This window comes from Winogradskyella sp. (assembly GCF_025210595.1).
In the GTDB taxonomy this organism is placed as follows: Bacteria; Bacteroidota; Bacteroidia; order Flavobacteriales; family Flavobacteriaceae; genus Winogradskyella.
Window position 1 is genome coordinate 1 of sequence record NZ_JAOARH010000127.1, and the last position, 11,905, is coordinate 11,905.

Sequence of the window (11,905 nt, forward strand, 5' to 3'; positions counted from 1 at the left end):
ATTACTATGGAATTTATTTATCCTCATCAGCAAAGCGCTATTTTTTTACCTAAAGATTTTAATGGTAAGGTTAATAATTTAATACTTAAAGTGGCACACTCTAAACCCGAAACTAAACTTTATTGGTACATAGATGAGGATTTTATAGGGTTTACAAAAGACATACACGATATGGCTGTTTTACCAAAAACAGGCAATCATATTATTACTGTTGTTGATGAGCTTGGTAATGAGCTAAAACATAAAATTACTATTTCGGAATAAAGTTATTCTCTAAATTCACTTACTTTTGTACTCTAAAAAATATAGGAAATGAATACTGTACAGTTTTTACATTCTGGTTGGGCATATGTAGTCTTATTAATCTTAGTGCTAGCAACTTTTAACGCTTTAATAAAGTTTTTTGGCGATAAAGAATTTGATGCTAAGGACTTTAGAATTTCGTTATTTACTTTAATCACCATGCATATTCAACTTTTAATAGGAATCGTTTTATACTTTTTAAAGCCCTATTTTTCTATTATAAAAGAAGTTGGTATGGGAGGAGTTATGAAAGATTCTGTATTGAGAAATCTTATTGTAGAACACCCTTTAACCATGATTATTGCTGTTGCTTTAGTAACCATTGGCTATTCTAAACATAAAAAGAAATTAGTATCTCGACCTAAGTTTAAAGTGATAGCCATCTTTTATTCGTTAGCCTTAATTTTAGTATTAGCTAAAATTCCTTGGGACCTTTGGTTCTAGTAAAAAGAAATATTATTAAATAAAAAAAAGGAGCAAAAATTAATTTTTGCTCCTTTTTGGTTTTTTCTCTTCGTGTTATTCTTCCTTTTTTTCTTTTTCGTCTTGTACTTCTTTTATTAAGTACACATATACTGGGAAGTGATCACTAAAACCATCTGTAAAACTTCCGTTAGAAAAACTCCTTAAAGGATACCCTTTATATCTTCCTCGTTTATTAAACATATATGTAGGGTTATAAATACCTGCTTTCCAAAATCTAAATGAAGAAAAATCTTTTTCAATTAAAGGTTGAGTCATCAAAATTTGATCGAATAAACTTAAAGCGTCTCTATAAGCAGTAGTTCCAAACCCTTTATCAGTAAACATCTTTTCATAAGGGTTATATATTCCTTTAAAAGGCACTTTTTTTCTATTCTTTTTTGCTTTTAAAACCTTTTTTACACTCTCATTTGTTGGGTCGTCATTCAAATCTCCCATCGTAAAAATCTTAGCATAAGGGTCTATTGATTGCAAAGAATCAATAATACGCTTATTAAGCTTTGCTGCTGCGACACGCTTAGGGCGACTTCTAGCTTCTCCTCCACGTCGAGATGGCCAGTGATTTACGATAACATGAATAAGCTCACCATCTAATTTTCCACTTACCAACAACTGGTCTCTAGTGTGTATTCGTTTTCTAGATGCATCATCATAAATCAACAACTCGTGCGAACTAGATTCTATGGGTTGAAATAAAGTTTTTTGATACAATAAGGCGACATCTATACCTCTTGCATCTGGACTATCATAATGAATAATACCATAATCTTTGGCTAATAATAATGAATCATTAACAAGATCTACTAAGACTTCTCTGTTTTCAATCTCGCAAACACCAATTACAGCAGGAGAATTACCAGATTTATCCTTACCAATATCAGCTATAACACGAGCCATATTCTTAACCTTCATTTTATAAGCCTCTCCCCTATTGGTTTTCATTTCCATGATAGGACTCCTCTCATCTAACTTTAAAGGATCGTTAATCGTATCAAATAAGTTTTCTAAATTGTAGAATGCTACAGTATGGATTTTGAAACGTTTTTCTTCCTGAGACCAAATATTAGAAATGGTAATAAATGCTAAAAGAAACAGTAGAGATTTTAATGTTTTCATCTGATAATTTTTTATTTTTATACGTTAATTCAGATGGAACGCCTTAGACTTATAATTGTCACTAAACAATAGTACTTCTAAGGTGTTTCACAGTTGATATATTATGTAATTGTTATATCCTTTACAAATCGCTTGCCAAAAGTATATAATAATTAATAAATGATGTAAATTTGCAGCCCTTAAATAACTATTATTTAATGTATCATAACAATCAATTTTAAATTTAGCATGAAAAAAAACTTTATTATTACTTTGTTGCTAGGTGCATTGTTTACTTTATCCTCTTACGCACAACAAACCCAGATTACTGGTAGTGTGAAAGATGCTGTATCCAATGATTTTCTTCCAAACGTTACTATAACTATTGAAGAAACAAACCAAACAACAAAAACAGATGCTAATGGAACGTTTCGTTTTACTCAAAATGTTCCTTTAGGAGAACAAGTCCTTAAGCTTACCAAACCAGGCTATTTAACCGCAAGGTTTCCAATAGTTGTTAACGAAGGTAAAACTTTGGACATTTCAGACATGTTTATGCAAATAGACGTTTCTGATACTCCAGATCTATTTTCTATAAGTTTATCAGATGATGAACTTAACGATGATGATGTAGGTGCAGATAATATTTCTGGCTTATTATCTTCATCTATGGATGTGTTTCAAAGAACTGCCGCTTTTGAATTTAGTTCTTCTTTCTTTAGAATGCGAGGTTTAGATTCTGATAATGGTTCTATACTTATAAATGGTATAGAAATGAATAAAGTTTATAACGGAAGACCTCAATGGTCTAATTGGGGAGGTTTAAATGATGTTGTTAGAAACCAAGAGTTTACTACTGGACTTACACCTTCTGCCTACAATTTTGGAGGTGTTTTAGGAACCACCAATATAGATACCAGAGCCTCTCATTACAGAAGTGGAGGTCGTATTACTTATTCTTCTTCTAATAGAAGTTACACCAATCGTTTAATGGCTTCTTATGCTTCAGGCTTAGTTGAAGGAGGATGGGCTTATACATTTATGATAGGAAGACGTTGGGGAGATGAAGGTTTTCAAGACGCCACCTTATACGATGCTAATTCTTTCTTTGCTTCTGTTGAAAAGAGAATCAACGAAAAGCATAGTTTAAACCTTACTGCTATTTACGCTCCAAACCGAAGAGGTAAATCATCTCCAAACACTCAAGAAGTATATGATCTTAAAGGTATAAAATACAACGAATATTGGGGCTGGTTAGATGGTGATAAGAAAAATTCTCGTATTAAAGAAACTGAAGAGCCTATTTTAATGTTAAACCATTATTGGGATATTAGTGATAAAACTACTTTAAATACTAATGTTGCATACCAATGGGGAAAATTAGGTAATAGCCGTATAGATTTTCCTGGTGGTGCAAATGCAAGCCCTGCTTATTATCAAAATTTACCTAGCTACTTTTTAGCTGATAGTGATGGACCAGATTATGAAGGGGCTTACTTAGCAGAACAAGAGTTTTTAAATAATGGTCAAATTAATTGGAATCGTATTATTGATGCCAACCTTACCAATAACCTTAGTGGTGCAAATGCTGCCTATGTACTTTATGAAGATCGTGTAGATGACACTCAAATCACTGCAAACACTATATTTAACACTGAATTAACGGATAACATTCAACTGAATGCTTCTGTTAATTATAAGCATTTAAAATCTGAAAATTTTGCAGAAGTTATCGATTTACTCGGAAGTACAACAGGTATCTTAAATGTAGATTCATTTGATGGTTTTCAGTTTGATTTAAACAACCCAGATCAAGTAGCATTTGAAGGTGATAAATACAGATACAATTATAATCTTTATGCAAATATCCTATCAGGTTATGCACAAGGTATCTTTAAGTATAACAAAGTAGATTTTTACTTATCCGCAAGTGTTACTAAAACAGATTACCAAAGAGAAGGTTTATATAGAAATGAAGCTAATGCTGATAACTCTTATGGAAAAGGAGAAAAAATAGATTTCACTGGATTTGGAGCTAAAGGTGGATTCACCTACAAAATAACAGGTAAGCATTTATTAGATGTTAATGCTGGCTACATTACAAGAGCACCATCGCTTCGTAACACTTATTCTAACTCTAGAGCTAACCATGATGTTGTTGGCACTGTAAATGGCGTTAATGTAACTGGTGAAGAAATAACTGAAGAAAAAATCACTTCATTTGATGCAAGTTATATTTTTAGATCTCCAATCGTTAAAGCACGTTTAACAGGATTTTACACAAAAATAGAAGATGCTAATGAAATTTCATTTTATTATGCAGACGGTATTGGAGGATTTATTGACGATCAAGGTAATATAGAAACAAACAACTTAGTTTCTGAAGTATTACAAGGTGTAGACAAAAGGCATATTGGTGCCGAACTTGGTATTGAAGCTCAAGTAACACCAACCATAAAATTAAAAGGTGCAGCATCTTATGGTCAATATACTTATGATAATAACCCATATTTATATGTATCATCAGATGATCAAGTTGCCTCTTATGGTAAAGCTCAATTACAGGATTACAAAATAGCTGGTGGACCACAAAAAGCTTACTCTATTGGATTTGAATATAGAGACCCAGATTATTGGTGGTTTGGTGCTACTGCAAACTTCTTCGAAGGAGCATATTTAGATGTTAGTCCACTTTTACGTACATCTAGTTTTTACACTGAACCAACAGATGGCTTACCATTTAATGATTATGACCCTGAAATTGCAAGAGATTTATTAAAACAAGAAAAATTTGACAGCTACATGGTTGTAAACCTAATTGGTGGAAAATCTTGGAAAATAGGAGATTACTTTGTAGGTTTCTTTGCTAGTGTTGGTAACATTTTAGACAAGCAATACAAAACTGGTGGTTTTGAACAAGGTCGTAATGCTAATTATAGAGAATTATTAGAAGATGTCTCTAACCCTAAGCGTCGTTTTGGACCAAAATACTGGTATGGTCGTGGTGCTAATTACTTTTTAAATGTATATTTTAGATTCTAAAAAAACTATGAAAAATAAATTTCAAATTATGAAAACAACAAAATTATTAACCGTATTACTTGCTTTATTTGCAAGTGTTGCAATTACCTCTTGTGTAGAGGATGATGATTACAGCGTTCCTAACAGCCTAGGATCTGAAGAAAATGAAGCTTTAGAAAACATTTTAAGAGATTTAAATTCAGAGAACCCTCAATATACATTGATTTCTATTGCAGACCTAAAAACACTTTATCAAACATATGAAGATGCTCAAAGTGGTTTTGATTATGATCATTTTATACAAATACCAGATAATCTAGTTGTAAAAGGTTATGTTACTTCATCTGATGCTACTGGTAATTTCTATAAAGAATTTTATATGCAAGATGCTCCTGAAAATCCTACTGCAGCAATGGGAGTACTTCTAAATCAGGTGGATTCTTATAATCAGTTTAATGTAGGACGTGAAGTATATATTAGACTAAAAGACATGTATGTTGGTTATAACTCAAATGAAGTGATATCTGTTGGAGGAAAAACAGATGATGACGAAGTTGGTCAGTTTACTGCTAATCAAATACCGTCAAGAATCTTTAGATCTACAACTACAGAAACTATAGTGCCTTTACAATTAAGTCTTTCTGAAATTAGTGAGACACATGTAGGTATGTTTGTTACTGCAACTGATGTTCAATTTCCTGAGAATCTAGATGGTAGTACTTTTGGAGACCCTTCTGAAGATTTTGACACTCAAAGAACTTTAGAGTCTTGCGAAGGTTTTGGTTACACAAACTTCTTATTAGAAAGTAGCTCTTTCTCTAATTTTTATAATACACCATTACCAACAGATAATGGAGGTGTTATCTCTGCAGTAGTTTTAAAATCTTATGGAGGAGATAACCTTGTAATGTTAATCAATGACTTAAATGATGTTCAATTTAATAATGCGCGCTGTACTCCATTAGACATCAATGATTTTAATGTTGTTTTTGACGAAGCATTTGATAGCCAAGGTAGCTGGGAAGTAACCAACACTGTTGGTACAAGAGATTGGTATAATACCGGGTTTAGTGGTGAAAATTACATGAGAGCTTCAGCTTACAGCTCAGGTAATATTGATGAGATGGTTAGTTGGTTGATTTCTCCAAGCATAGATTTTGATGCACAAAGTAATGAACAATTACTATTACAAATAGCAGATGCTTACAGTAATGGACAACCTTTAAAAGCTTATTACTCTAACGATTATACTACAGGTTCAAATCCTGATGATTCTACATGGGTAGAGATTGGTGCTGCTGAGATTGATGCTTTAGCTGATAACACAGGCTTCTTTGACAACAACTATGAATCTACAGGTTTAATAGATCTTTCTATGATTACAGGTAATGCTGTCATCGCTTTTGTTTATGATAGTAACAATGCAACAGTATCTACTACAATAGATTTAAGTGATGTAAAGATTTTAGCTCAATAATTTATTTTATACATTATAGCAAAAAAAGACTGTCTGAGAGACAGTCTTTTTTGTTTACATTTATTCTTCAAAAAAATAAAAAATGTTAGACCATTTTTACATTTCTGTTTTTAACTACTACAAAAAGAAACTAGGGAAACGTAGCTATAAGTTAGCCTTATTTTATATTGACATACTAGAGGCTTCTATAGTGTTCGCATTGGGCACTTTCTTTTTAGCTTTTGCTAGCCAAATGAAGATTGCAACCATGTCTTTTACTAAGTTTTTGGTCTTGTTTGGTTTAATTTCAGTTTTTATAATATTTAAAAACTGGATGCGCTATAATGGTAAAAAAAGAAATATTCTTAGAGCAAAATTAAAATCTAGTCACTCAATATATTTGCTATGGATTTTACCTTTGGCATGCCTATCTATTGGTTTAATATTACTACAAGCACTATAAAAAAACGCTATCCTTAAAAGGATAGCGTTTCAATATTTATTAAATAAGATCTTTAAAACTATTTGGTTTTATTTTCTGATTTCTTATCACATTCTTTTTTACAAGCCTCTTTGCAAGCTTTTTTTTCAGCTTCGGTTTTACCAGCACATTCTTTCTTTTCTTTACAAGTTGCTGCACATGTTTTGGCTTTTGCATCGAAAGCCTCAACAACTTTCATATCCTTAACCTTGTAAACATCTCCTACTTTTGCAACAGCTTCTTCTAAAGACTTTGGCGTTACTTTTGCTTCATCATACTCTACCATAGCTAATCGCTTATCAAAATCTACTTTAGCAGATTTTACACCTTCTATTTTAGCCATTTTCTTTTCAATGGTCTTTGCACAACCCATAGCACAGGTCATCCCTTCAATACCAAACTCTACTTTAGCATATACTGCATTTGGATCTAGAGTTTGTGGAACTTCTTTGCTAGCAACCTCAACTTCTACAGTTTTAACTTCTGGCTCGGCATTGTTTTTACATGATACGAAAACCAATAAAACTAATGCAATTACACTTATGTTCTTAAATGTGTTCATAGATTTTAACTATTAAATTTTGGATAAATCTAATAAATATTGATGTTCTTTGCGAGAGAATTAACGATTTTTGTGATTCATTACGAAACTTTTGTATGAAAAACCCTAATGTAAAATGGATTTACCTTATCATTCTTTCTGTAATCTGGGGAAGTTCGTTTATTCTTATCAAGAAATCGCTTTTAGGACTTAATCCATATCAACTAGGCGCTTTAAGAACTATTATAACAGGCGTTATATTATTGCTTGCTGGTTTTCAGCATTTAAAAAACATTCCTAAATCTAAATGGAAGTGGTTATTCCTTTCTGGTCTTTTAGGCTCATTTATTCCGGCATTCTTTTTTGCAATTGCAGAAACGGAAATAGATAGCGCTGTGGCATCTATATTAAATTCTTTAGTGCCTCTAAATACAATAATTTTAGGTTTTACAGTATTTAAAATTGCATCAACAAGACGACAAATATTGGGAGTTGTTATTGGCTTTGTTGGCACTGCTATATTGATTTTAAAAGGATCTGAATTAAACCCAGATCAAAACTATTTGTATGCTGGCTTTGTTATAGTTTCTACTTTAATGTATGGTGCTAATGTTAATATTATAAAACGTCATTTACAAGATGTAAAACCGCTAGCTATTGCAGTAGGTAATTATATTTTTATAATTATACCTGCGTTTATTATTTTATTATTTACTGACTTTTTCACTACTGAGCGCCTTAACAATCCTAATTTAATAAATGCATTATTATATGTTACTATTCTTTCAATTTTAGGAACTGCTGTTGCTAAAGTATTTTTTAATAAGCTTGTTCAAATTTCTACACCAGTTTTTGCTTCTTCTGTAACCTATGTGATGCCAATTGTAGCTCTTATTTGGGGTGTTTTAGATGGAGAATCTTTTAGCCTAGTTCAAGGATTGGCTGCAATACTTATATTAATAGGTGTTTATTTATCTCATAAACGTAAGACATAAAAAAACCGAAGCTAAAGCTTCGGTTTTTAAGTTTATATAAAGCGTTTTCTATTCGAAATCTTTCTTTGTCAATGGCTCATTTAATTTAACAGAATTAGTGGTTAACTCTATTTTCATACCTGCCATAGGAACAGACATTTTTTGAGGAAACTTAACACCATCAAATTCTTTATAATCACCATAAGTAGTTTCTTGAGTCATTAATTGCCCTCCAGGTCCTTTTACAGTCTCAGATTCTTTAACTTTTAATCCTGATGCAACATCAAAATAAACTACAGTTTTACTTTCTTCAGTATCACCTTTCATTTCTATAACATAAGCATCTTTTCCATCTACTGGTTCTATAGCTTTTAAAACCATCTCCTTTTTGTTAGCTAAATAGTTTAACTCTTTAAAAATAGATTTTTTAGATTTCATTGAATTAATCATTTCCTCTGGCATATCTTGTTTCTGACCCATTTGCATCATGTAACCTTTTTCACCATCAAATGCTTGTTTAAATACAGTTCCCATAGCTGCCATACTTACCTCATTACTCATTAAGTTAGGTGACATTTGTTTTAAAACAGTAGTCATACTTTGTCCTTGGAAATTAGCGCCCATTTCTGTTACGATAGTATTAACAGACTCTAATTTTTCCATACCACCAATGGCTTTAATGTAGTTGCCTAAAACATCATTTGCAGTTAACCCTTCTGGTAATGGCTTAGAGAAAACTGGCTTTTCAGTCTTATTAGCATATTTGTCATAATACATTATAGGAATACCTGTCTTTTCAAGATTTTCTATAACTTCACTTCCTTTTCCTACTACAACGATACGAGCATTTTGTGGTTTAAAATGCTTATTAGCTACACGCATAACATCGTCTTTTGTAACAGCATTTATTTTCTTAAGATAAGTAGAATAAAAATCTTCTGGTAAATCATTAAGTTTAATGTTTAAAGCATAGTTTGCAATAGTTCTAGGGCTTTCTAAATCTAAAATAAAGTCTCCTACATACTTTGCTTTAGCATTAGCCAAATCATCAGTATCAACTGGCTCAGTCTTAATTCTATTAATTTCTTTAAGTGTTTCAACAACAGCACTGTCTGTAACCATGTTTCTTACAGATGCACCTGCTGTAAAACGCGAAGCATTATAACGGCTAGTACCAATATAAGAACGTGCACCATAAGTATAACCATGCTCTTCACGAAGATTCATGTTTAAGTAACTACCAAAACCACCACCTAATATCTTATTAGCAATAAGCACAGCATGATAGTCTTCATCTTTCATTTTAAAATCTACATTGTTAGTTAAAGAAATGCTAGATTGTACAGCGTTTGGCATATCCACAAAATTGATTTGTGTATATTGAGCGTTTGGCATTGGTTGTGGGATTGTGATATCAACACCAGCTGATTTTTCCCATTTGCCAAAGTATTTTTTCATTTGACGCTTAACGTCACTCATTTTCACATCACCAACTACCACTAAATAAGCATTGTTTGGGTTGAAGTATTTTTCATAAAACGCTAATACATCACCAAATTCAATATTATTTAAAGTTTCTTCTGTAACAAACTCTCCTCTTGGATGCTTAACACCATAAGATAAAGCTGGTCCTACTCTACCTGCAACAGCATCTACACTTTTTTCTTCTGATTTTAAACCTTCTATTAATTTTTCTTTTTCTTTTTCAAATTCTTCTTTAGTTAATAAAGGATTAATTGCAGCATCTGCCATTAATTCTACAATTCTATCAGAATACTTTGAAAGCGAACTTGCAAAACCTCCTTGGGCACCAAAACTTAATCTTGCACCTAAAAAATCTATTTCATCATTAAATTCATCCTTAGAAATGCTAGTAGTTCCATTACCTAACATAGCTCCAAGAATACTAGACACACCTGCTTTGTTACCTTCTACAATAGGTTTGTTATCTATTCTTAAAGAATAAGATACTCTTGGCAATTTGTGGTTTTCTACAACCAATACTTCGATACCATTCTTTAATTTAAACTCCCCTGGTTTTTTTAAAATAATTTTAGAAGCTGGACCTGGCTCTGGCTGTTTAGATCGGTCTATTTGTGCATTTACACCTACTGCCATTAAAAACAATACAATAAATGCTGATATTTTAGTTTTCATATTACTATTCATTTTTATTTTATTGATCATCTTTCTTTGGTAAATACTCTAATATTAAACGTTGATTAGGATTTAGATACTTTTTAGCAACATCTCTAATTTCCTCTCTTGTTATAGAACGATAAATCTCTATTTCGTTATTAATTAGGTTAACATTATCATACAGCATGTAGTATCTAGCCAAAGAGTTAGCTACACCTGACACACTTGAATTTGAACTTACAAAGTCGTTTTCAAATTTATTTTGAAGCTTTTGATAATCGCGTTCTGAAATTAATTCGTTTTGAATTTTCACAACTTCTTCATCCATTTCGGCAATTAACGTATCTAAAGACACATCGCCTAATGGCAATGCAAATAATGCATAAAGACCGTAATCTTCTTGGCTAATATTTACTGCCTGTACAGCTAGTGCTTGTTTTTGCTCATCTACGATTTTTTTATAAAGAACAGAACTTTTTCCACCACTTAAATAACTAGAAATCATATCTAACACATAAGCATCTCTATTTTTAAAAGATGGTGTTCTGTATGCAGCAATCACAGCAGGAATTTGAATATTAGGATCATAAGTTTTATCTCTCATTGGCTCAGTTATTGGCGCTTCTCTAGGAAGATCTCTTGTAACCTCTTCACCTCTTGGGATAGGACCAAAATAATCTTTAATCATTTTCTTAACATCTGCCTTATCTATATCACCAGCTACTACTAAAACAGCATTGTTTGGCACATAGAACTTTTTGTTAAACGCTTGAAACTCTTCTAAAGTAGCAGCATCTAAATGATCCATAGAACCTATTGTAGCCCATCTGTAAGGATGCACCTTAAACATACGCTTTTTTACTTCAGCCAATATATTTCCATAAGGTTGATTGTCTACACGTAGACGCTTTTCCTCTTTAACAACTTCGTTTTGTGTATCTACACCTATCTGGTTAATTACTGGGTGTAATAAACGCTCAGACTCCATCCATAAACCTAACTCAACACTGTTAGAAGGGAATACTTCATAGTAATAAGTTCTATCATCAGTAGTATTTGCATTATTACTTCCTCCATTAGAAGTTACAATATTAAACCACTCTCCACGAGGAATATTTTGAGTTCCCTCAAATAATAAATGCTCAAAGAAATGAGCAAAACCAGTACGCTCTGGATCTTCGTCTTTTGCTCCAACATGATACATTACAGAAACCGTTACTACTGGAGCTGAATTGTCTTGATGCAAAATTACGTGCATACCATTGTCTAAGTCATACTCCTCAAATTCTACTTGCTGAGCATTGGCATAAATACCAACTAGCAACAAGAGCGCTAGAGTAAATAAGCTTTTTTTCATTATGAATTGTGTTTAAGTTTTAAAAAAATGTTTTAGTGTTTGTCTAAGCAAAGTG

At 32.1% G+C, this 11,905-nt stretch carries 9 protein-coding genes and 1 pseudogene; 6 read left to right on the plus strand and 4 right to left on the minus strand.

The genetic code is table 11. The features are described from left to right. Both N4A42_RS12710 and N4A42_RS12715 read left to right on the plus strand, forming a co-directional pair. A pseudogene (locus N4A42_RS12710) lies at positions 1–264 on the plus strand (penicillin-binding protein 1C); the annotation flags it as partial. Positions 265–312: 48 nt separating this feature from the next. After that, complete coding sequence (locus N4A42_RS12715; protein WP_294074620.1) at positions 313–747, plus strand: hypothetical protein; 435 nt, start codon at positions 313–315, stop codon at positions 745–747. A gap of 75 nt (positions 748–822) precedes the next feature. On the opposite strand, the gene N4A42_RS12720 is transcribed toward N4A42_RS12715, so the two are convergent. Then, positions 823–1,902, minus strand: coding sequence for an endonuclease/exonuclease/phosphatase family protein (locus N4A42_RS12720; RefSeq protein WP_294074623.1), 1,080 nt, complete (start codon positions 1,900–1,902; stop codon positions 823–825). 228 nt (positions 1,903–2,130) lie between these two features. Between N4A42_RS12720 and N4A42_RS12725 the strand changes: the two genes are divergently transcribed. The 3 genes from N4A42_RS12725 (at position 2,131) to N4A42_RS12735 (ending at position 6,821) form a co-directional block, all read left to right on the plus strand. Next, positions 2,131–4,923: a TonB-dependent receptor gene (locus N4A42_RS12725; RefSeq protein ID WP_294074625.1), complete on the plus strand. Its 2,793-nt coding sequence runs from the start codon at positions 2,131–2,133 to the stop codon at positions 4,921–4,923. Between the two features lie 28 nt (positions 4,924–4,951). Then, complete coding sequence (locus N4A42_RS12730) at positions 4,952–6,379, plus strand: DUF5689 domain-containing protein (protein WP_294074628.1); 1,428 nt, start codon at positions 4,952–4,954, stop codon at positions 6,377–6,379. Positions 6,380–6,461: 82 nt separating this feature from the next. Continuing rightward, positions 6,462–6,821 carry a hypothetical protein gene (locus N4A42_RS12735; RefSeq protein WP_294074630.1) on the plus strand — a complete coding sequence of 120 codons (360 nt, stop codon included), beginning with the start codon at positions 6,462–6,464 and terminating at the stop codon, positions 6,819–6,821. Positions 6,822–6,879: 58 nt separating this feature from the next. Here N4A42_RS12735 and N4A42_RS12740 read toward each other — a convergent pair whose 3' ends face one another. Then, entirely contained in the window at positions 6,880–7,401 is a 522-nt protein-coding gene (locus N4A42_RS12740) for a heavy-metal-associated domain-containing protein (protein ID WP_294074632.1), read from the minus strand. A 95-nt stretch (positions 7,402–7,496) separates the two neighbouring features. Between N4A42_RS12740 and N4A42_RS12745 the strand changes: the two genes are divergently transcribed. Then, positions 7,497–8,375 (plus strand): EamA family transporter, encoded by an 879-nt coding sequence (locus N4A42_RS12745; RefSeq protein ID WP_294074634.1) that lies wholly within the window; start codon positions 7,497–7,499, stop codon positions 8,373–8,375. Positions 8,376–8,423: 48 nt separating this feature from the next. Here the strand turns inward: N4A42_RS12745 and N4A42_RS12750 are convergent, their stop codons facing one another. Together N4A42_RS12750 and N4A42_RS12755 are read right to left on the minus strand one after the other, a co-directional pair. Continuing rightward, positions 8,424–10,511: an insulinase family protein gene (locus N4A42_RS12750; protein ID WP_294074637.1), complete on the minus strand. Its 2,088-nt coding sequence runs from the start codon at positions 10,509–10,511 to the stop codon at positions 8,424–8,426. A gap of 19 nt (positions 10,512–10,530) precedes the next feature. Then, positions 10,531–11,850, minus strand: a complete 1,320-nt coding sequence (locus N4A42_RS12755) for a pitrilysin family protein (protein ID WP_294074639.1) — start codon at positions 11,848–11,850, stop codon at positions 10,531–10,533. Between the last annotated feature and the right edge of the window lie 55 nt (positions 11,851–11,905).

Coding starts and splice junctions, on each gene's coding strand:
- N4A42_RS12755 (WP_294074639.1), bottom strand. CDS start 11,850: ATGAAAAAAAGCTTATTTACTCTAGCGCTCTTGTTGCTAGTTGGTATT.
- N4A42_RS12735 (WP_294074630.1), top strand. CDS start 6,462: ATGTTAGACCATTTTTACATTTCTGTTTTTAACTACTACAAAAAGAAA.
- N4A42_RS12715 (WP_294074620.1), top strand. CDS start 313: ATGAATACTGTACAGTTTTTACATTCTGGTTGGGCATATGTAGTCTTA.
- N4A42_RS12750 (WP_294074637.1), bottom strand. CDS start 10,511: ATGAAAACTAAAATATCAGCATTTATTGTATTGTTTTTAATGGCAGTA.
- N4A42_RS12745 (WP_294074634.1), top strand. CDS start 7,497: ATGAAAAACCCTAATGTAAAATGGATTTACCTTATCATTCTTTCTGTA.
- N4A42_RS12720 (WP_294074623.1), bottom strand. CDS start 1,902: ATGAAAACATTAAAATCTCTACTGTTTCTTTTAGCATTTATTACCATT.
- N4A42_RS12730 (WP_294074628.1), top strand. CDS start 4,952: ATGAAAACAACAAAATTATTAACCGTATTACTTGCTTTATTTGCAAGT.
- N4A42_RS12725 (WP_294074625.1), top strand. CDS start 2,131: ATGAAAAAAAACTTTATTATTACTTTGTTGCTAGGTGCATTGTTTACT.
- N4A42_RS12740 (WP_294074632.1), bottom strand. CDS start 7,401: ATGAACACATTTAAGAACATAAGTGTAATTGCATTAGTTTTATTGGTT.